We start from the raw sequence: 20,498 nt of genomic DNA, 5'->3' as shown, positions 1-20,498 counted from the left end.
TGAGTCACGGCCAAGGCGGACATCACCGCTACCCGTGGGAGGTTCGCCCCGTCACACCCGTACCCACAGCAACCGCGCACACAGGACGCACGACCCGGTGACCTCACAGGTCACACGGGCCACACAGATCACACCAGGCGCACACGGAACTCACGGACCTCGCCGAACTCACGGCGTGAGCGTCGTCCGCTCCACCGTCTCCAGGCGCTCCCCGCCGCCCTTCTCCGTCCGTGCCCGGTCCAGGCGCAGCTCCGCCGAGCGCCCCCGCAGCGTCAGCGTCATCAGGTGGTTGCCGAACCAGGGGCCGCCCGTCCTGCGCCAGTTCACGGCGGCGCGCGGGAGTCGCCCGTGCCGGGCGAAGCGGCGGCCGAGGGCGCGGCCGACGCGGCTCCAGCCGAAGCGGAAGCCGATCCTTATCGAGGCGGGGATGGAGTTGTGCACCGGCGAGCAGGTGAGCTGCAGGACGCGGGCGTCGGGGCCGCCGCCCGCGGGCCAGGTGGGCTCGGCGACGTACGCGTGGTGGACGTCGCCGGACAGGACGCACACCGTCGCGGGCGCGTCCGCCGCGGAGCCCGCCTCGGCGATGAGGGCGGCCAGGGCGTCGAAGGACGTGGGGAAGGCGGCCCAGTGTTCGAGGTCGGCGCGTCTGCGCAGGTCCTCGCCGAAGCGGGCCCAGCGGGCGCCGCGCTCGCCCCGGCACAGGGCGGCGTTCCAGCCCTCGGCGTCGTGGATGAGGTGGGGGAGCAGCCACGGCAGGGACGTCCCGATCAGGAGGTGGTCGCAGCCGCCCTCCAGGGCCTGCTCGCGCAGCCAGCTCGCCTCGCCGGGGTCGAGCATGGCGCGCTTGTCCTCGTCGAGGACGCGGGCGGCGCGGGTGTCGACCATCAGCAGGCGTACGCGGCCGAAGTCGCGGCGGTAGCTCCAGCGGGCGACCGTGGGGTCGGCGTCCGCCGCGGCTGCGTGGGTGCGCAGGGCGTCGGTGCCGTCGGGCGTGGCGCGCACGGCCGCGAACAGTTCGTCGCGCTCCAGTTCCTCGGGCGGCAGATTGCCCAGGTGCTGATGGACCCAGTACGACATCAGGCCGCTGAGGATGCGCTCGCGCCACCAGGGGGTGGCGCGCATCTCGGCGAGCCAGGAGGCGCTGGTGTTCCAGTCGTCGATGACGTCGTGGTCGTCGAAGATCATGCAGCTGGGGACGGTGGAGAGCAGCCAGCGCACCTCGGGGTCGAGCCAGGACTCGTAGTAGAGGTGGGTGTACTCCTCATAGTCCGCGACCTGGTCGCCCGGGGGTTCGGAGAGGTCGCGGCGGGCGGCGAGCCAGCGGCGGGTGGCGTGGGAGACCTCGTCCGCGTACACCTGGTCGCCGAGGAGCAGCAGCACGTCGGGGCGCGGGGCGGCGGGGTCGGCGGCGATGCGGGCCGCGAGGGTGTCGAGGGCGTCGGGGCCGACCGGGTCGTGCTCCTTGCCGGTGTCCCTTCCGCCCCGGTGGCCCAGGTCGTGCAGGTGGGACGTCTTGGCGGGCGGCGCGGCCCACCGGCAGGAGCCGAAGGTCACCCGCAGGGCGTCGGCGTCGGCCCCGTCCCCGCCCGGCGTGCGGATCGTGCTCGGCGGGAACGGCGAGTCGGGCAGCGGCCACACGGGAGTGTCGTCGAGCGTGACCTCGTACGCCGTGTCGGTGCCGGGGCGCAGCCCCTCGACCCGCACCAGGGCGTAGTGGTGCCCGGCGATCTGGAAGGTCCGGGCCGCGCCGCGCGTGCCGTCGGCGCAGCGCACCTCGGCCGTGCAGGGCCGGTCGGCCTCGACCCAGACGGTCGCCCGCGCGCCGTCGACGTACCTCAGCAGTGGACCCAGACGCAGCCGCGCCACAGTGATCACCCTCCTCCGTCGCCCCGTACGGTACGGAACGACGGAGGCGGGCGGGACGGTTCCGCGCAAGCGGACCGGCCTTGAGCGGGATCAGGCGGGATCAGCGGCCGCCCGCGCGGCTCAGCAGCCGTTCAGGATGGAGCTGAGCGCGCTCTTCTCGGCGGAGTCGACGGTGAGGCCGTAGTGCTGCTTCACGTCCACCCACATCCGGGCGTAGAAGCAGTGGTACGAGGTGGTGGGCGGCAGCCACTTCGCCGGGTCCTTGTCGCCCTTGGCCTGGTTGACGTTGTCGGTCACGGCGATGAGCTGGGGCTGGCCCAGGTCGTTGGCGAAGCCCTCGCGCCGGGCGGTGGTCCAGCCGCTGGCGCCGGACTTCCAGGCCTCGGAGAGCGGGACGACGTGGTCGATGTCGACGTCGGACGCGGCGGTCCAGGTGCCGCCGTCGTAGGGGGACTTCCAGGTGCCGGAGACGGCGGCGCAGCTGCCGTCCTGCTGGACGTTCTCGCCGTCGCGCTTGAGGACGACCTCGCGGGTGTTGCAGGCGCCGGACTGGGTGGACCAGTGCGGGAACTTGTCGCGGCTGTAGCCGTCGGACGAGCCCTCGGGGGCCACGGTGAGCTGGCCGAGGTAGGTGCGGGCGGTGGCGGCGCTGACCGGGGTGGGCGGGGCGGCCTGGGCGGGGGAGCCGGACAGCAGGGTCGCGGCGGAGGCGAGGGCGGCGACGGCGCCCAGGGCGGCGAGACGGTGACGCGCGTAGATTGCGGGCATGTGAACTCCCTTGACGTGGGGGGACATTGACCGGTGGGGCGGCCATGCTGGTGCGCTCGGGTTGCCCCGAGGTGTGCACCGGGTGACAGGGTCGCGTCAATCACCTGTAAACATCAAGGGTTCTGGCGCACCGTCATGGAGGCGCGCCGGAGCGGAAGTTGGTGCTTCGGGATGAATTGCCCTGTGCGGAGTGCTCCGGTTTGCGGTGATCGTCGGGGTGGGCGCCGGAGCGGATGTGGCTCCGGTCACGGTGGGCCCGGGTCGAAAGTCCCTGGCCGGGGCCGTACGGGGGTCGCGTACGATGGTCGGAGCAGAAGGGGAGTAGCTCTTCGCCGGACCGTCGACATACTGCTCACCCGTCACCCGACCACCGCCCCTGGTGGAGCGCTTCGCGCGCGGGTTGATGGCTGAGCCGGCGCCCGGAGGCAGCCCACATGGTGGGCGGCCAGCGAGACCTTCGGCCAGCAGTGCCAGACGTACGCCTCCGTGTGCGTCACCGAGCGCTGCCGTGCCGAGGTGTCGTACGCGAAGGCTGCGGAACTCTCGGTGGGGCGGCCCGACCGATTGAGGAACCTTGATCAGCATCAGCGTGACGGCGCTTGTCTTCGGCGTCGTCTTCCTTGCCGAACTGCCCGACAAGACAGCGCTGGCCGGGCTCGTCCTCGGCACCCGTTACCGCGCCTCGTACGTCTTCGTGGGCGTCGCCGCCGCGTTCGCCGTGCACGTGGTGCTCGCCGTGGCGGCGGGCAGCGTGCTCACCCTGCTGCCGCAGCAACTGGTCCACGCCCTCACCGGCGTCCTCTTCCTCGGCGGCGCGGCGATGCTGCTGCTCAAGAAGGACGATGACGACGAGCAGGTCAAGGCCCCCAGGGACCAGAGCTTCTGGCGGGTCTCGGGGGCGGGCTTCATGCTCATCCTGGTCGCGGAGTTCGGCGACCTCACCCAGATCATGACGGCCAACATGGCGGCGCGGTACGACGACCCGCTGTCCGTGGGTCTCGGCGCGGTGCTCGCGCTGTGGGCGGTCGCGGGCCTCGGGATCGTGGGCGGCAAGGCGCTGATGAAGCGGGTGCCGCTGGCCCTCATCACGAAGATCGCGGCGATGCTGATGTTGGCGCTCGGGGTGTGGAGCCTCTACGAGGCGATCGCGTAAGGGCGCTGACCTGCGGTATTGGCGCTCGGGAGGCTTGTTTTGTACCGTGGAGGAACAAAGTGGCTTCGCCCGTACTCCCTGACCGGCGGGCGGAGCCGCCTTGTCTTCCCCTTCCGTGTGCGGGCCCTTCCCTTGGAGTACGCCGATGACGGCTGCGAACGTCCTGACCGCCCGAGCCCTCCTCCTGGACATGGACGGCACCCTCGTGAACTCCGACGCCGTCGTCGAACGCTGCTGGCGGCAGTGGTCCGCCAAGCACGGCCTCGACGCCGACGAGGTGATGAAGGTCGTGCACGGGCGGCAGGGATACGCCTCCATGGCCCTGCTGCTGCCCGACCGGCCCATGGCCGAGAACTACGCCGAGAACCGCGAGATGCTGGCGCGCGAGACCGCCGACATGGACGGCGTCGTGCCCATACCGGGCGCGCCGGAGTTCATGGCCTCCCTCGCGGGGCTGCCGCACGCCCTCGTCACGTCCGCCGACGTGGGGCTCTCCACCGGGCGGATGGCCGCGGCCGGGCTCACGCTTCCCGAGGTGCGGGTGACCGCCGAGAACGTCGGGGCCAGCAAGCCCGACCCCGAGGGGTTCCTCAAGGGCGCCGCCGAGCTGGGGTTCGACCCCGCCGACTGCGTGGTCTTCGAGGACTCGGGCGCCGGGATCGCGGCGGGGCGGGCCGCCGGGATGCGGGTCGTCGGGGTCGGCCCGCGGGCCGGGGAGTACGAGCCCACGGTGTGGGTGGACGACCTCAGGCAGGTGCGGGTCTCCGCTGACGCGGGGGTCCTGACGCTTTCGTTCGGGTGAGGCGGGGTGGCCCTTCCTGGGCCGGGAGTGCCGTCGGCTAGGCCGGGAGCGCCGTCGGCTAGGGGGAGTCGGTCTCGGACTCCAGGGACCTTCTTGTCGCCGGGCCGTAGGTGCCCCGGGGGTCCGTCCTGATGCCCCGGGCCCCCTGGTAGCGGGACACGGCGTCGGTCACCGGGGGCGTGTAGCGGCCGTCCGCCGGGCCGGCGTAGAGGTACAACTGGCGTAATCGGTGCTGGAGTTCGACCACCTCGGCGCCCTGGTCGCCGCTGTGCAGGGTGGGCGCGGCGGCCTGGGTGCGGGACGGGGACGGGCCCACCGAACCCGTGGCGCGGGCCGTCGTGCGCGAGGGTGAGGGCGCCGGGGACTTGGGTCGTACCGGCACCGAGCGCGGTGCCGTGGCCGACGGGGTGCGGGTCGGTGTGGAGCGGGGGGTCGAGGGGGCCGAGGGGGCCGGTGCGGCCCTCGGGACGGTGCGCGGAGCGGGCTCCTTGGAGGCCCTGTCCGGGGTGCCGTCCGCCAGGTCCGGCAGCGCGCGGTCCGTGCCGCCGCCCCCGTCGCCGCCCGCCCCGTCACCGGCGTCCCCCGACATCACCCCGCCCGTGAACACCGCGGCCGCCGCGACCACGAGGCCCGCCCCGGCGAACAGCGCCCCCCGCCCCCGCCGCGCGGACCGCTCCGGCCCGGTCGCGGCCTCGGCGGGCGTGGCGTCCGAGGCCGCGGGCAACGGGGGCGGCAGCGGCGCCGACGACAGCGCCGGTAAGGGGGCCGACGGCTCCGGCAGCGTCACGTAGGGACGTATGCGTATCGGATCGAAGTCCTCCGCCGCGGCCGCCTCCGCGGACCGGGTCTCCAGGGCGGCGTCCGCGGCCTCGCGCGCGCAGCCGCAGGAAGGGGCGGCCCTCGGCGGGCGGGGCGTACCGCAGCCGGGACACACCGGCCCGTCCGCGCCTGCCGCGCCCGCAGCGTCTGCCGCGCCCGCCGTGCCAGCCGCCGCACCTGCCGCCCCCTCGGGCCCCCGGGCACCCCCGGACCCCTCGGGCTCCCAGCGCCGTCCGGCCCGTCCGTTCGCCTCGCTCATCGCGTGCTCCCCTCCCTCGCCGGCCCCGCAGAGCTCTGAAGGAGTATGCAGCGACTCGGCTCGACAGGCCATAACGGATGACTCGGACCACGATGGAAGGTGGAAGCACCGCAGGAGGTGTCCATGACGCAGGACGTGAGCACCCGCCCGGCCGGGCCGCGGCCCGGCAAAGGACCTCCGGAGCACGTGGGCGGCGGCGTACTGGTCTCCATCGGGGCCCTGCTCCTCGGCATGCTCCTCGCCGCCCTCGACCAGACCATCGTCTCCACCGCGCTGCCGACCATCGTCAGCGACCTAGGCGGCCTCGACCACCTGTCGTGGGTCGTCACCGCGTACATGCTGGCCGCGACCGCCGCCACCCCGCTGTGGGGCAAGCTCGGCGACCAGTACGGCCGCAAGAAGCTCTTCCAGACCGCCATCGTGATCTTCCTGATCGGCTCGGCGCTGTGCGGAGTCGCCCAGAACATGCCGCAGCTCATCGGGTTCCGGGCGCTGCAGGGCCTCGGCGGCGGCGGCCTCATGGTGCTGTCCATGGCGATCGTCGGAGACCTGGTGTCGCCCCGCGAACGCGGCAAGTACCAGGGCCTGTTCGGTGCCGTCTTCGGCGCGACCAGCGTCCTCGGGCCGCTCCTCGGCGGCCTCTTCACCGAGCACCTCAGCTGGCGCTGGGTCTTCTACGTCAACCTGCCCATCGGCGTCGTCGCGCTCGTCGTCATCGCCGCCGCGCTGCACATCCCGGCGAGCCGGGCCCGGCACGTCATCGACTACCTGGGCACCTTCCTGATCGCCTCCGTCGCCACCTGCCTCGTCCTCGTCGCATCGCTCGGCGGTACGACCTGGGGCTGGGGCTCGCCGCAGATCATCGGGCTCGCCGTGCTCGGCGCGGTGCTCGCGGTGTGCTTCGTGGCGGTGGAGCGCAAGGCCGCGGAGCCCGTCATCCCGCTGAAGCTGTTCCGGATCCGCACCTTCACCCTGTCCGCCGTCATCAGCTTCGTCGTCGGCTTCGCGATGTTCGGCGCGATGACCTACCTGCCGACGTTCCTCCAGGTCGTCCAGGGCGTCTCGCCGACCATGTCCGGCGTCCACATGCTGCCCATGGTCGTCGGGCTGCTGCTCGCGTCGACCGTGTCCGGGCAGATCGTCAGCCGCACCGGGCGCTGGAAGGTGTTCCCCGTCGCGGGCACCGCCGTCACCACCCTCGGCCTGCTCCTGCTGCACCAGCTCGATGAGAACAGCCCCACCGGCGAGATGAGCGCCTACTTCTTCGTCTTCGGCCTCGGCCTCGGGCTCGTCATGCAGGTCCTCGTCCTCATCGTGCAGAACGCCGTCGGCTACGAGGACCTCGGCGTCGCCACCTCCGGCGCCACGTTCTTCCGGTCCATCGGCGCGTCGTTCGGCGTCGCCGTCTTCGGCACCGTGTTCACCGGCAGGCTCGGGGACAAGCTCACCGACGCCCTGCGCGGGCAGGACCTGCCCGCCGGCGTCACCACCGACTCCCTCAAGGCCGACCCGCGCGGCATCGCCGAACTGCCCGCCGGGCTGCGGCCCGGAGTGCTCCACGCCTACTCGTCCGCCATCACCGACGTCTTCCTGTACGCGGCGCCGGTCGCCCTCGTCGCCTTCGTCCTCGCCTGGTTCCTGCGCGAGGACCGGCTGCGCGGGGCCGTCACCGCGCCCGACCCCACCCAGACGCTCGCCAGCAACCCCGTCGAACGGTCCTCCTACGACGAGGTGGCACGCGCGCTGTCCCTGCTCGGGACGCGGGAGGGGCGGCGCGAGGTGTACGTCCGCATCACCGGGCGGGCCGGGTACGACCTGCTGCCCGCCGCCAGTTGGATGCTCCTGCGGATCGCCCGGCACGGGCACGTCGAACCGGCCACGCTCGCCGAGCGCAGCATGATCCCCCTCACCGTCGTCACGCAGGCCTCACGGCAACTGGAGGAACGGCGTCTGGCCATCCGCCAGGGCCTCGGCCTGCGCCTCTCCGACTCCGGCAGGGAGGTGGCCGAGAACCTCGCGAAGGCGCGGGAGGAGTCGCTCGCCGAACTGCTCGGGGACTGGTGGGGGCCCGGGCGGCCCACCGATCTCATGCGGCTGGTCGAGGAGTTGGGGGCGGAGATGTGCGGGTCGGACGCGGAGCGGCCCTCCGGCAGCCGGGGGCCGGTCCGCTAGGCGGGTCCGGCGAAGTCGGCTGCGGTTCGGCCGCGCCCTGAAGGGGCGCGGGGAACTGCGCGACCAGCCACGTCGGTGCCGCAGACGATCGACGGCATGTCGCCGCACCTCCAGCGGAGCGCCTAGCGTCCGCCGTGGTGCCCTACCCCGCCGACAACTCCTTGCGGAACCAATGCTCCGCGTACGGGTCGGAGTTGTGCCGCGGCCCCTCCACATACCCGTGCCGCGCGTACAGGGCCCGCGCCTCGACCAGGTCGTTCCGGGTGTCGAGGCGGACGCGGGTCGCCCCCAGCCCGCGGGCGGCCTCCTCCGCGGCGTCGAGAAGCACCGAGCCGCCGCCCTTGCCGCGCAGCCCCGCCGCGACGAACACACGCGTCAGCTCGGCGGTGCCGTCGTCCACGAGGCGCACCCCGGCCGTGCCCGCGGGCTCGCCGTCCCAGCGGGCGAGCAGCAGCACACCACGGGGCGGTGTGAGCCCCGCCCCCGCGCCCGCCGCGATCTCGCGCTCCAGCTCGGCGGGGTCGGTGGCGCGCCCCTCGTGCAGCTCGTACCACCGGTCGCTGACCTCGGTGTAGTACGCGCGCCACAGCGCGACGGCCACCGCCGAGTCGACCGGTTCGGGGGCTATGGTCCAGGAGGAAGGGGTGCGCATGAGCGTCAGTCCTCTGCCCCGGCCACCGGCGCCGCCTGCTGGACCACCTCGAAGGTCCAGACGGCGGAGCTGGACGACGCCGGCTTGGGGCGCTCGCCCTCGGCCTGCCCGCCGCCCCCGCCCTGGTGCGCCGCCTTCATCGGGCCCTCCATCCACGCCTGGAAGGCCGCCTCGTCGCGCCAGCGCGTGTACACCAGGTACTGGTCGGTGCCCTCGACGGGGCGGAGCAGCTCGAACCACTCGAAGCCGTCCGAGCTCTCGACGGCTCCCGCGCGGGAAGCGAACCTGCGCTCCAGGACCTCGCGCTGCTCCGCGGGCACGGTCAGGACGTTGATCTTCACGATGCTCATGGGGACCATCGTCGCGCACGCCCGCGCGGGCGTGACGCCCGCCCCGCCAACGCCTCGTGGGGCTCAGCCTTCGTGCCGCTGCCGCCAGTCCCGGGCGACCTCGTCGACGTCGAAGGGGCGCAGGCCGAGCGGCGGGCCCGGGGGCGGGGTGCGCAGGGCCTCGCGGATCTTGTCGTTGAGGTCGGTGACCAGGCGGCGGGCCATGGATTCCGAGGGGGCGTCGGCGGCGGCCGCGAGGACGTCCTCGGCTTCCTTGCGCAGGGCCAGGGTCGGGGACAGGGCGCCCATGCCCTCACGGGCCAGCTTCCGTTTGACCCACCACAGTTCGTCGTACGCCGCGCCGGGATCCTCCGGCAGGGGCTTGCCGCGTCCGGGCAGGGCGGCGAAGTCGCCCCGCTCCTCCGCCTCACGGATCTGCTTGTCGACCCAGGACTCGAAGTTGACTCCCGGTGGCTTCCGTTCAGTCATACGACCATGGTGGCAGAGGGCCCCCGGCGGCGCGGAGCCACGGGCCCGCGACGCCGCGGGGCTAGGATGCGGCCGGTTGTCCGGACTTCGGGTCAGGGGGTACCCAGGTGCTTGAACTCACCATGGCGATGGTGTCGGAGGTGTCGGACGCGGACGCGGGAGCGACCGCGGGGATGCTGCTCGCGGAGGAGCCGAGCGAGCCCGGCGCGGTGCTCCGCGTGGGGCGCGACCGCACGGTGTGCCGGCTGGCGCCGCCGCAGGACTGGCTGTTCGTCTCCCGTACGCACCTGGAGTTCCGCTGTCGCGTCGACGGCGCGTGGACGGTGACCTGGGTGCGCGGCTCCCAGCCCGATCCGGCGTCCGAGGTGCGGATCCTGGCCGGAGGGACGGCGGTGCCCCTCGCGTACGGAGGGACGACGCCGTTGCCCCGGGGCGGCTCCGGTGAGGTCGTCGTGCAGGACCGGTCGGGGCCGCGCAGCGTCAACGTGGGCTTCTACCACGAGGATTGAGCGGCGGCGGCGCCGGGCTCGGAGCCTGTCCTTCAGTCCAGTACGCGGGCCAGCGCGAAGCCGTCGTAGCCCTTCGTGCCGACCGTCTGCACCGCCGTGCCGTCCAGCTTCGGGTGGCTCGCGATCAGGTCCAGGGCGGCGCGGGTGCCGCGGACGTTCGGGTCGTCGCTGGTGGCGTCGGTGACGGCGCCGCCGCGGACGACGTTGTCGATGATGATCAGGCTGCCCGGGCGGGTCAGCCTGAGGGACCACTCCAGGTAGTTCGCGTTGTTGGCCTTGTCCGCGTCGATGAAGACCAGGTCGAAGGGGGCCGGGGCCTCATCGTGCAGGGCGGCCAGGGAGGTCAGGGCCGGGCCCGTGCGGACCTCGGTGATCTTGTCGAGGTCGGCGCGGGCGAGGTTGGCTCGGGCCACCTCGGCGTGTTCGGGGCTGTACTCCAGGGTGATCAGGTGGCCGTCGGCGGGGAGGGCCCTGGCCAGCCAGATCGTGCTGTAGCCGCCCAGGGTGCCGATCTCCAGGATGCGGTGGGCGCCCTGGAGCTGGGCCAGGAGGTGGAGGAGTTTGCCCTGGTTGGGGGCGACGGCGATGGCCGGCAGGCCGGCCGCTTCGCTGTCCTGGAGTGCGGTGGTGAGGGCGGGGTCCGCGGGGGTGAGGAGGTCGGTGAAGTAGTGGTCGACGGTGTCCCAGAGGGTGGGGTCGGGGCTCATGCGAGCTTGCTCCTTGGGGTCGGACGGCGCTGCGCTGAGCATTCCCCAACCCCGCCCCTTCCCGAAACCGGGGCTGCGCCCCTGGACCCCGGGGGTGGGTGTCCCCTTGCCGTGGGCCGGGGGCGCCCCCGAATCGGCGCTCCGCGCCTCGTCCTCAAACGCCGGACGGGCTGGAAGGTGCCGGGCAGGCCGCATGTGCGGGTGGGACGGGCCGCCGCCGAATCGGCGCTCCGCGCCTCGTCCTCAAGCGCCGGACGGGCTGGAATCTTCGCCGTGGTGGGCTGAAATCCTCGGCGAGATGGGCTGAAATCCTCGGCGCGGCGGGTTGAAGGCTTCGCCGAGGTGGGCTGAATGGCGCCTGGCAGGCGGTGCGGGCCGGCCCGGCCGAAGTATTGGTGGGGGCGGGTGGGTGGGGGAAAGCCCGTCCGGCGTTTGAGGACGAGCGCGGAGCGCGATGCGGGGGCGCCCCCTTCGGGGCTGGAGGTGCCGGGCCGTCGATCAGGGCGGGACAAGTCGGGGCGGGTGGGCGGGTGGGAGCCTGTCCCGACTTCGAGGACGAGCCAGGCCGCGGCCGCGGTCAAGCCGGTTCGGCCGGGGCCTCCAGCGCCGGCGGGGAGCCCGGGAGGGGCCGGCCCGCCGACTCCTTCAGGTACCAGACGGCCACGCCGCCGATCACCGCCGCCGCCATCATGTAGTACGCGGGCATCATCACGTCGCCCGTGGCGCCGATCAGGGCCGTGACGACCAGGGGGGTCGTGCCGCCGAAGATCGAGACGGAGACGTTGAAGCCGATGGAGAGGGAGCCGTAGCGGACGGGGGTGGGGAAGAGGGCGGGGAGGGTGGCGGGCATGGACGCGGTGAAGCAGACCAGGAGCAGGCCGAGGGCCGCCATGCCGAGGCCGATGGCCCACAGGGAGCCGTCGCGGATCAGGAGCAGGGCGGGGACGGAGAGAAGCAGGAACCCGGCGCAGCCCGTGGCGATGACCGGCCGGCGGCCGACGCGGTCGGTCAGGGCGCCGACGAACGGCTGGGCGCACATCATCAGGGCCATGACGACGAGCACGACGAGCAGCCCGTGCGTCTCGTCGTACTCCAGCTCGCCGGTGAGGTAGCTCGGCATGTACGACAGGAGCATGTAGTCGGTGACGTTGAAGACCAGGACCAGGCCGACGCACAGGAGCAGGGCCCGCCACTGGCCGGCGACCAGGTCCCGGAGCCGGACCTTGGGCCGCGACTGCTCGTCCTCGTGGGCCTTGGCCAGTTGCGCGGCGAACGCCGGGGTCTCCTCCAGGCGCATGCAGAGGTAGAGGCCGATGAGGCCCATGGGCCCGGCGATCAGGAACGGGATGCGCCAGCCCCAGGACTGCAGGTCGTCGCTGGAGAGCAGGGCCGTCATCAGGGTCACGAGGCCCGCGCCGCCGATGTATCCGGCGAGGGTGCCGAATTCCAGCCAGCTGCCGAGGAAGCCGCGCTTCTTGTCGGGCGCGTACTCGGCGATGAACGTGGCGGCGCCCGCGTACTCGCCGCCGGTGGAGAAGCCCTGGACCAGGCGGGCGGCCAGGAGCAGGATCGGCGCCCAGACGCCGATGGTGGCGTACGAGGGGATCAGGCCGATCGCGAACGTGCCCGCCGCCATCATGATCATGGTGAGGGCGAGGACCTTCTGGCGGCCCACGCGGTCGCCGAGAGGGCCGAAGACCATGCCGCCGAGCGGGCGGATCAGGAAGGCCGCGGCGAAGGCGCCGAACGTCGAGAGCAACTGGGCGGTGGGGTTGCCGGAGGGGAAGAAGACCTTGCCGAGGGTGACCGCGATGTAGCTGTAGACCCCGAAGTCGAACCACTCCATGGCGTTGCCGAGCGCGGCGGCCTTCACCGCGCGCTTGACCAGTGCCGGGTCGGTGACGGTGGCTTCCGCGGCGGGTCGGGACGCCGCCGTGGGGGCGGGGCCGGGACCGGTGGGGGAGGGGGCCGCGGGGGTGCGGGGTCCGACGTGTTGCGCGGTCGGCAAGGGCTCGCTCGCCTGCCTTTCGTGGACGACAAGGACCCGGTGACCTTAGGTGCAGTAACCATCATTACGGGGGGTGCGGAAGTGATCGCGCAGTGTCCGCAATCGCGCTGTATTCAGGCCAAACGGGGTTACTTCCGGCGGAGGCGGCATGGGCCTCATGTGATCTATGTCGCGTCCGGGCGGGGGAACCGGGCAGGGGGGTGCCCGCCGTCCTTGCCTGAATGAGTCCCGTGGAATCGGGGGAACCAGCCCCCGGGCCCGCTCCGAAAACGGCCACCGAGCAGCACGGTCGCAGCGGGGCGGTTGGGCACCGGCGCACAAAAGCCGGTAGAAAGCGGGTGTGACTGCCAGGCGAACCGGGGGTTGCGCGCGTCTCACTCAGGGGCATGCGAGCCTCTTTGGGTGAGATCAGGAATCTCCTGGCACTTTGATCAAGGATGACGGATGGGGCGGGAGGGCCGACAGGGCGTGGCGAATGTTGAGCACAGGGGGCCGGGGAATGCCTTGGGCACGGGGGCATCCGGGACACCCGAGGGGCGCATCGGAGCGGTCCGTGTCGCCCTCTGGCTGATCGCCGCCGTCCTGGCCGTCCGACAGGTGGCCGTCGTCCTGCGCACCCCCAAGGGCGAGCGCCTGACCGACTGGGAGACCTGGGTCGGGCCGAACGGCGTGCTGCACGTGAACGGCTCGCTGTACGACACGGACAAGTTCACCGGCACGCCCTTCGCCGGACTAGTCCTCAAGCCCTTCGCCCGCTTCGCCGAGGACGCCCTCGGCTGGGCCTGGACCTTCGGCACCCTCGGCCTCGTCGTGGTCCTCGGCCTGGTCGCCGCCCGCGCGCTGCCGCAGCCGGTCTCGCGCCGCACCTCGCTGCTCGCGGCCCCCCTCGCGATCTCCCTGCTCATGCTGTCCCTGCCGGTGCGCAACACCCTGCACCTGGGCCAGACCAGCATCATCCCCGTCCTGCTCGTCCTGCTCGGCTGCTTCGCCGTGCGCGGGGAGCGGGCCAGCGGCGTCCTCATCGGCCTCGCCGCGGCCCTGCAGCCCACCGTGCTCCTGTTCGCGCCGCTGCTGTGGTTCACCGGACGCAAGAAGGCCGCGCTGTCCTCGGGTGCCACCTTCGCCGCCGCCACCGCCGTCGCCTGGGCGGCCATGCCGCACGACTCGTGGACGTACTGGATCCACCACCTGGCGGGCGCCGGTCTCGGCGCCAACCCGGACGCCAACGCCAACCAGTCGCTGCACGGCGCCCTGCTCCGCCTCGGCCTGGAGGGACCGCTCGAAATAGGGCTCTTCCTCGGCCTGAGCGCCGGCGTCGCCTTCCTCGGACTGCGCCGGGCCGTGCGGTACGCGCGCGACGGGCAACTGCTCCTGGCCGTCGCGCTCACCGGCTGCGTCGCCATCGCCGTGTCCCCGACCAGTTGGCAGCACCAGCTCCTGTGGCTGCTGCTCGCCGTCGTCGGCCGGGTCGGCAAGCGGGCCTCCGACCGGTACGTGTGGCCGATCGCCGTCGTCCTGGTGATGACGCTGCCGTCGAAGATGATGCTGCCGAACATGTCGGTCCTCGATCCGCTGCGCGACAACGTCATCCTGCTCGCCGCGCTCGCCTCCGCGCTGATCGTGCCGTTCCTGTCCCGGACGGCTCCCGAGTACCAGCGGCCGATCCCCACCTCGTACGCCGATCCCGTCCCCGCGCGCTGGAAGTGGGTGCCGCTGTTCCCGTTCTGGCGGCGCGTGCTCACCCGCCCGAACCTGCTCCTCGAACTGCTCCTCATCCGCGTCGGCTACTCCGCGTACCAGCAGACCCGGCTCGCTGCGACCGGCGGCACCATCTCCGGCGGCCGGGAGCGGGCCGAGACGCACGGCGAGCAGATCCACTCCATCGAGCAGTTCCTGCACATCGACATCGAGCACTGGTTCAACCACCTGACGGCGCGCACGCCGTGGATGGAGAGCTTCTTCAACTTCTACTACACGTCGTTCCACTTCGTGGTCCCGCTGAGCGTCCTCGCGATCCTGTATCTGCGCCGCCCCGCCCAGTACCGCTGGGCGCGCTCCGCGCTCGGCTTCGCCACGCTGCTCGCGCTCGTCGGCTTCTGGGGCTACCCGCTCGCGCCGCCACGCCTGATGGAGGACCTGGGCTTCATCGACACCATCCACGGCCCGCAGGACTTCTCGCAGCCGGACTACGGCACGCTCACCCAGCTCACCAACCAGTACGCGGCGATGCCCTCGCTGCACTTCGGCTGGTCGCTGTGGTGCGGTCTGACCATCGCGATCCTCGCGCCCAAGTGGTGGATGAAGGCCCTCGGCCTGCTGCACCCGTTCTTCACGGTGTGCGCGATCGTCGGCACCGGCAACCACTGGATCCTCGACGCGGTGGGCGGCGCGGCCGTCGTCGGCGCCGGGTTCGGGCTGACGTATCTGCTCCAGGGGCCGCGGGTGAAGCAGGTCCTCACGAGCGGGACGGGGCTCGGGAAGGGCCTGGGCAAGGGCCTCGGGCAGAGGTTCGGGAAGGGGCCGCGGCCCGCGGTGGCGGGAGCCGGGGTCGCGGAGCCGCAGGGCGTCGAGCCGAAGTCCGTGGAGCCCAAGGCCGTGGAGTCGAAGTCCGTGGAGCCCAAGGCCGTGGAGTCGAAGTCCGTGGAGCCCAAGGCCGCGAAGGCGAAGGTCGCCGTCGAGGAGCCGTCGGGTGCGGGGGACGGCCCCCGGGAACCGGACGGCCCGGTCAGCACACCGAAGGACGCGAAGGGCGACCGTACCCCGAGCTGATCCGGTAGGTGCCGGGCGTCTGGACCGTCAGCTCCGTGAACTCGCCGTCCGGCTTCAGGCACGCACCCTCGGCCCGAAGCCACGGCGAGTACACGATCCGCACGGTCACCGAGCCCCGCTCCGGCACCCGCACCACCACGTCGGTGCTGGTGGAGCGGACGACGGAGGCGGGCGCCGACGCCATCGGCACCGCGTTCCTCACCCGGAAGATCCGCCAGTGCTCGTCCTTCCACACCGGCTCAAGCCACTTCGGGCCGCTCCTGACCAGCGCGGCCTCGTCGAGCGCGGGCCCGTCGGGCCGCCCCGAGGGCAGCACGACGAAGCCGACCGCCCACTTGTCGAGCCAGGCGCGGTAGGTCGTGGCGGAGAACGAGCCGTCGTAGAAGAGGCGGCCGCGCTCGATGTCGAGCTGGCGGTTCCAGCCGCGCGCCATGTTCACGTACGGGGCGAGCGCGGTGGCCTCGCGGTGGTTGCGGGCCGGTACGACCTCGACCCGGCCCCGGTCGGCGCCGAGCCGCTTCAGTTCGCTGACGACGGCCTGGGTGTCCGTCGCCCAGGCCGGGACGACGGTGGACACCTCCAGGTCGTCGGCCGTCTTCTGCGCGACCCACGCCGTCGAGAGCACCAGGGCCGTCACGAGCGCCATCCGCCGCATCACGGGCAGCGCCGGGGTCAGCAGGGCCGCGAGCAGCAGGGCGGGCGCGACGAGTTCGGCGAGGCGCTCGACGTTCGTGCCGATCGGTGACGGGATGAGATACGTCAGGACGGTCCCCACCGCGTACACCCCCGCCCCCCACCGCAGCACCCGCCACTCCCGCGGCCCCGCCACCACCAGGACGAGGCTGAAGAACACCGGCGGGAAGATCCGGTCCGCCCACATCAGATGCTCGCCCTTGAAGGGGAAGAGCACGGTCGTCACTCCGACCACCACGACCGGCGGCGCGAGCAGCGCCGCGGCGCGCCCCCATTCCCGTACGAAGAAGTAGCCCGACCCCACGACGAGCAGGAACAGGCCCGCCACAGGGGAGGCCATGGTGGCGAGCGCCGAGCACACCACCGCGACGGCGAGGCGCTTCGCGCACAGCACCGCGAGGACCGCGCCGAGCCCGAAGGCGAGGCCGAGGGCGAACGTGGTGCGTCCGGAGGCGACGTTGCACCACACGGCGAGGGAGGCGAGGACCGCGGGCCACAGCGGGCGGGGCACGCCCGCGCGCTCGATGAGCACGGCGACCAGCCAGGCCCCCGCGACGCCGGACAGGACCGTGACGGTCTTCACGCCGATCGCGGCCATCAAGTACGGAGATATCAGGCTGTAGTTGGCGGTGTGCATGCCGCCGTACCAGAAGAGGCTGTACGCCGCCGAGCCGTGGTCGGAGGCGAATCTGGCCCAGGCCTGCTGGGCGGCGAGGTCGCCGCCGCCGGTGGCGAGGAACGCCGCCCACACCACGTACAGGGGAAGGGTGGGCGCGGTGGCGAGGACCGGGACGCGGTGGCGTCGGCAGAAGGAACGGACGGCGCGGACGGCACGGCGGAAGGGATTCTTCCGTTCGGTGGGTGAACTGCCGGTAGGGAGGATCGAGAGGTCGGCAGAGACCACGGTCACCGTTTCCGTTCGACGTCTTGGAGGGTCGGAGGGCTCAAGTACACCTCCCAAGACGCTTTGTTCGACGAAAACGTTGGCGGTGAATGCCGATCAAGTGAACATTTGGCGGATTTCTTCGGTCCGTTTCCGCGCGGGGGAAGGGGCGGAGCGGCGGAGAGGCAGGGGCGGGGCGTAGGGGTGTGCCCCTGCCTCCCGTCAGCGGGGTCAGCGGGTGCTGACCTGGAGTTCCTTGACTCCGTTGAGCCAGGCCGAGCGCAGTCGGCGGGGGTCGCCGACCAGGTGGAGCGTGGGCATGGCCTCGGCGATCGCCTGGAAGATCAGGTTGATTTCCAGGACGGCGAGGGATTTGCCGAGGCAGAAGTGCGGGCCCCCGCCGCCGAAGCCGAGATGGGGGTTCGGATCCCGCGTGATGTCGAACACGTCGGGGTTCTCGAAGACCTCGGGATCGTGATTGGCGGAGGAATAGAAGATTCCGACGCGGTCGCCCTTCTTGATCCGGGCGTCCCCGAGTTCGGTGTCCTGGGTGGCGGTGCGCTGGAACGACACCACGGGCGTGCCCCAGCGCACGATCTCCTCGGCGGTCGTCGCCGGGCGCTCGCGCTTGAACAGCTCCCACTGGCCGGGGTGGGTGAGGAAGGCGTGCATGCCGTGCGTGATCGCGTTGCGGGTGGTCTCGTTGCCCGCGACGGCCAGCAGGATCACGAAGAACCCGAACTCGTCGGAGGACAGGTTCCCCTCGCCCTCCGCCGCGACCAGTTGGCTGACGATGTCCTTGGCCGGGCACTCCTTGCGGGCGGCGGCCAGGTTCATCGCGTACGACACGATCTCCATGGCGGCCTCGGCGCCGACTTCCTCCGTGATCGCGTACTCCGGATCGTCGTACGCCGCCATCTTGTTGGACCAGTCGAAGATCTTCGAGCGGTCCTCCTGCGGTACGCCGATCAGTTCCGCGATGGCCTGCAGCGGAAGCTCGACCGCGACCCGGGTGACGAAGTCGAACGAGCCGTCGTCGGCGGCGCTCTCCAGGGCGGATGCGACGATCCGGTGGGCGCGGCTGCGCAGCGCGTCCTCCAGGGAGCGGATGGCGCGCGGGGTGAAGCCGCGCTGCACGATCTGGCGCACCCGGGTGTGCTCGGGCGGGTCCATGTTGAGCATGATCAGCTTCTGGACCTCGATCTGGTCGCGGCTGATCGACTCGTTGAAGCGGATGACGGCGGTGTTGAGGTTCGAGGAGAACAACTCCGGGTGCGTGGAGACGTACTTGACGTCGGCGTGCCGGGTCACGGCCCAGTATCCCGCGTCCTCGAAACCGGCGATGCCGGGCCGCTGGGCGATCCAGCGCACCGGCTCCGACTGCCGGAGCCGCGCGAACTCCGGGAAGGGCACGCGGTCTTGCAGCACATCGGGATCGGTGAAGTCGAACCCGTCGGGCAGCGCGGGACAGGGCATCGGCAACTCCAGGTGTTTCGGGACGTGCATGACTGCGGGGGCTGTGGTGCCGGGTGGTGCTCGGGTGCGGTCACGTTGTCTGGCGGTCGTCCGACGGTCCATCGTCGTCTGACGGTCCATCAGGAGATGCGTCGCAACGTAATAACGGGTTCTACAAGTCGCAAGGCCCGTGACGGGATCCCTTCCGGCTTCGGTTGTGCGGGTGGTGCGTGCACGACCCTTGCGGCGACGGGGTCCGGCTCAGCAGACTGTCGACATAACTAGAACGCGTACTAGTTACGGTGCGGGGGATGCCGGGACGTCCCGCGGGATGCGGATGGAGAGGACGGGCTAGTGGCCGCTGAACCTGTGATCGTCGAAGCCGTACGCACGCCGATCGGCAAGCGCGGGGGTGCGCTCGCCAACCTCCATCCCGCCTATCTCCTCGGCGAGACCTACCGCGAACTCCTCGGCCGCACCGGCATCCACGCCGACTGCGTCGAGCAGATCGTCGGCGGCGCCGTCACCCAGGCCGGCGAGCAGTCCGCGAACCCGGCGCGCACCGCGTGGCTCACGATGGGCCTGCCGTACGAGACGGGGGCGACGACGGTCAACTGCCAGTGCGGCTCGTCCCAGCAGGCCTCGCACATGGTCGCCAACATGGTCGCGGGCGGGGTCATCGATGTCGGCATCAGCTGCGGCGTCGAGTCCATGTCGCGGGTGCCGCTCGGGTCCGCCTCCAAGCACGGGCCCGGCAAGCCGTTCCCCGACGAGTGGAACATCGACCTGCCCAACCAGTTCGAGGCGGCCGAGCGGATCGCCCGCAAGCGGGGGCTCAGCCGGGAGAACGTCGACTCCCTCGGGCTCATCTCGCAGGAGCGGGCGCGGGTCGCCTGGGGTGAGGAGCGGTTCAAACGCGAGACGTTCGCCGTGCAGGTCCCCACCACGGAGGCCGAGCAGGCCGCCGGGCAGGGGATGTGGCGGCTCGTCGACCGCGACGAAGGGCTGCGCGACACCTCCATGGACGCGCTCGGGCGGCTCAAGCCCGTCATGCCCACCGCCGTGCACACCGCCGGGAACTCCTCCCAGATCTCCGACGGGGCGGCGGCGCTGCTCTGGACCTCCAAGCGGATGGCTCGGGCGCTGCGGTTGCGGCCGCGGGCGCGGATCGTCGCGCAGGCGCTCGTCGGGGCCGATCCGCACTTCCACCTCGACGGGCCCATCGACGCGACCCGGGCCGTGCTCGGGAAGGCCGGGATGTCCTTGGCGGACATCGATCTGGTCGAGATCAACGAGGCGTTCGCCGCTGTGGTGTTGAGCTGGGCGCAGGTCTTCGGGCAGGACCTGGAGAAGGTGAACGTCAACGGGGGCGCGATCGCCCTCGGGCATCCGGTCGGGGCGACCGGGGCGCGGCTTCTGACCACAGCGCTTCATGAACTGGAGCGGGCGGACAAGGAGTTCGCTCTGGTGTGCATGTGTGCGGGGGGTGCGGTCGCTACGGCGACGATTCTGCAGCGGCTGTAGTCGGTTCCGGGGCGCTCCCCGATCCCGCCCCTTCCCGAAACCGGGGCTGGAACTTCGCCGGGGCGGGCGGGGCGGAAGGGGTCGGGCCGAATGGCTGGGGCGGGTGGGTGGGAAAAAAAGCCCGTCCGGCGATTGAGGACGAGCGCGCAGCGCGAAAGAGGGCGGCACCCCGTGGGGGGGGTGCCGCCCTCTTTCACCGGTCGAGGCCCAGGGGCCAGGCTCAGTACCAGCCGTTGGCCTGCCAGTGGCTCCACGCGCCGCACGGGCTGCCGTAGCGGTCCTTCATGTACTCGTGGCCCCACTTGATCTGGGTCTCGGGGTTGGTCTGCCAGTCGGCGCCGGCGGAGGCCATCTTCGAGCCGGGCAGGGCCTGGACCAGGCCGTACGCGCCGGAGGAGGCGTTCTTGGCGTTGACGTCCCAGCCGCTCTCGTGGGAGACGATGCGGTCGAAGCACTGGAACTGCGCGTCGTCGGCGATCATCCGCTGAGCCACGGCCTTGGCCGAGTCGGAGGTCGCCGCCGCCGGAGCGGCCTGGGCGGGGGCCGCGGCGAAGACCATGCCGGTGGCGGCAGCCGTGACGGCGCCGGCGGCGAGGGCCTTCTTCGGGGAAGCGATGCGGCGGAGGAGCGAGACGGACACA

The 20,498-nt window shown here is 72.1% G+C and carries 17 protein-coding genes; 6 read left to right on the top strand and 11 right to left on the bottom strand.

What is annotated here, in order from left to right; all coding sequences use genetic code 11:
- Positions 1–168: 168 nt before the first annotated feature.
- Positions 169–1,866: an alkaline phosphatase D family protein gene (locus ACZ6BG_RS03225; RefSeq protein ID WP_468996259.1), complete on the bottom strand. Its 1,698-nt coding sequence runs from the start codon at positions 1,864–1,866 to the stop codon at positions 169–171.
- Positions 1,867–1,986: 120 nt separating this feature from the next.
- Positions 1,987–2,634, bottom strand: a complete 648-nt coding sequence (locus ACZ6BG_RS03220; RefSeq protein WP_468449474.1) for an HNH endonuclease family protein — start codon at positions 2,632–2,634, stop codon at positions 1,987–1,989.
- 574 nt (positions 2,635–3,208) lie between these two features.
- Here ACZ6BG_RS03220 and ACZ6BG_RS03215 point away from each other — a divergent pair.
- Complete coding sequence (locus tag ACZ6BG_RS03215; protein WP_468996255.1) at positions 3,209–3,787, top strand: TMEM165/GDT1 family protein; 579 nt, start codon at positions 3,209–3,211, stop codon at positions 3,785–3,787.
- Positions 3,788–3,932: 145 nt separating this feature from the next.
- Positions 3,933–4,589 (top strand): HAD-IA family hydrolase, encoded by a 657-nt coding sequence (locus tag ACZ6BG_RS03210; protein WP_468996251.1) that lies wholly within the window; start codon positions 3,933–3,935, stop codon positions 4,587–4,589.
- A 58-nt stretch (positions 4,590–4,647) separates the two neighbouring features.
- Here the strand turns inward: ACZ6BG_RS03210 and ACZ6BG_RS03205 are convergent, their stop codons facing one another.
- Positions 4,648–5,667 (bottom strand): peptidoglycan-binding domain-containing protein, encoded by a 1,020-nt coding sequence (locus ACZ6BG_RS03205; protein ID WP_468996248.1) that lies wholly within the window; start codon positions 5,665–5,667, stop codon positions 4,648–4,650.
- Positions 5,668–5,790: 123 nt separating this feature from the next.
- On the opposite strand from ACZ6BG_RS03205, the gene ACZ6BG_RS03200 reads away from it, so the two are divergent.
- Positions 5,791–7,839: a DHA2 family efflux MFS transporter permease subunit gene (locus ACZ6BG_RS03200; protein ID WP_468996245.1), complete on the top strand. Its 2,049-nt coding sequence runs from the start codon at positions 5,791–5,793 to the stop codon at positions 7,837–7,839.
- Positions 7,840–7,981: 142 nt separating this feature from the next.
- Here ACZ6BG_RS03200 and ACZ6BG_RS03195 read toward each other — a convergent pair whose 3' ends face one another.
- The 3 genes from ACZ6BG_RS03195 to ACZ6BG_RS03185 all read right to left on the bottom strand — a co-directional run bounded on the left by ACZ6BG_RS03195 (position 7,982) and on the right by ACZ6BG_RS03185 (position 9,309).
- A complete protein-coding gene (locus ACZ6BG_RS03195; RefSeq protein WP_468996243.1) occupies positions 7,982–8,491 on the bottom strand; it encodes a GNAT family N-acetyltransferase in 510 nt (169 codons plus the stop codon).
- Positions 8,492–8,496: 5 nt separating this feature from the next.
- The gene (locus tag ACZ6BG_RS03190) at positions 8,497–8,841 is read right to left on the bottom strand and encodes an antibiotic biosynthesis monooxygenase family protein (protein ID WP_468996240.1); all 345 of its coding nucleotides are present in this window, start codon (positions 8,839–8,841) and stop codon (positions 8,497–8,499) included.
- Positions 8,842–8,904: 63 nt separating this feature from the next.
- On the bottom strand, positions 8,905–9,309 hold the full coding sequence (locus ACZ6BG_RS03185) for a DnaJ family domain-containing protein (protein ID WP_468996237.1): 405 nt from the start codon (positions 9,307–9,309) through the stop codon (positions 8,905–8,907).
- 107 nt (positions 9,310–9,416) lie between these two features.
- On the opposite strand from ACZ6BG_RS03185, the gene ACZ6BG_RS03180 reads away from it, so the two are divergent.
- Positions 9,417–9,818 carry an FHA domain-containing protein gene (locus ACZ6BG_RS03180; protein ID WP_468996233.1) on the top strand — a complete coding sequence of 134 codons (402 nt, stop codon included), beginning with the start codon at positions 9,417–9,419 and terminating at the stop codon, positions 9,816–9,818.
- 32 nt (positions 9,819–9,850) lie between these two features.
- Here ACZ6BG_RS03180 and ACZ6BG_RS03175 read toward each other — a convergent pair whose 3' ends face one another.
- Both ACZ6BG_RS03175 and proP read right to left on the bottom strand, forming a co-directional pair.
- Complete coding sequence (locus tag ACZ6BG_RS03175) at positions 9,851–10,525, bottom strand: O-methyltransferase (RefSeq protein WP_468996230.1); 675 nt, start codon at positions 10,523–10,525, stop codon at positions 9,851–9,853.
- A gap of 577 nt (positions 10,526–11,102) precedes the next feature.
- The gene (gene proP / locus ACZ6BG_RS03170) at positions 11,103–12,533 is read right to left on the bottom strand and encodes a glycine betaine/L-proline transporter ProP (RefSeq protein ID WP_468996226.1); all 1,431 of its coding nucleotides are present in this window, start codon (positions 12,531–12,533) and stop codon (positions 11,103–11,105) included.
- A gap of 468 nt (positions 12,534–13,001) precedes the next feature.
- Between proP and ACZ6BG_RS03165 the strand changes: the two genes are divergently transcribed.
- Positions 13,002–15,302, top strand: coding sequence for a bifunctional glycosyltransferase 87/phosphatase PAP2 family protein (locus tag ACZ6BG_RS03165; RefSeq protein ID WP_468996224.1), 2,301 nt, complete (start codon positions 13,002–13,004; stop codon positions 15,300–15,302).
- On the opposite strand, the gene ACZ6BG_RS03160 is transcribed toward ACZ6BG_RS03165, so the two are convergent.
- Together ACZ6BG_RS03160 and ACZ6BG_RS03155 are read right to left on the bottom strand one after the other, a co-directional pair.
- Positions 15,259–16,905 (bottom strand): hypothetical protein, encoded by a 1,647-nt coding sequence (locus ACZ6BG_RS03160; RefSeq protein WP_468996221.1) that lies wholly within the window; start codon positions 16,903–16,905, stop codon positions 15,259–15,261. The genes ACZ6BG_RS03165 and ACZ6BG_RS03160 overlap by 44 nt on opposite strands.
- Before the next feature lie 204 nt (positions 16,906–17,109).
- Positions 17,110–18,354, bottom strand: coding sequence for a cytochrome P450 (locus ACZ6BG_RS03155; protein WP_468997881.1), 1,245 nt, complete (start codon positions 18,352–18,354; stop codon positions 17,110–17,112).
- A gap of 333 nt (positions 18,355–18,687) precedes the next feature.
- Between ACZ6BG_RS03155 and ACZ6BG_RS03150 the strand changes: the two genes are divergently transcribed.
- The gene (locus ACZ6BG_RS03150; protein WP_468996219.1) at positions 18,688–19,857 is read left to right on the top strand and encodes a steroid 3-ketoacyl-CoA thiolase; all 1,170 of its coding nucleotides are present in this window, start codon (positions 18,688–18,690) and stop codon (positions 19,855–19,857) included.
- 220 nt (positions 19,858–20,077) lie between these two features.
- Here ACZ6BG_RS03150 and ACZ6BG_RS03145 read toward each other — a convergent pair whose 3' ends face one another.
- Complete coding sequence (locus ACZ6BG_RS03145; protein WP_468449460.1) at positions 20,078–20,497, bottom strand: aggregation-promoting factor C-terminal-like domain-containing protein; 420 nt, start codon at positions 20,495–20,497, stop codon at positions 20,078–20,080.
- Between the last annotated feature and the right edge of the window lies 1 nt (position 20,498).

The organism is Streptomyces sp. NPDC041205 (genome assembly GCF_055591765.1).
The sequence above is the reverse complement of the archived record's forward strand: the minus strand, read 5'-3'. Positions and strand labels throughout refer to the sequence as shown.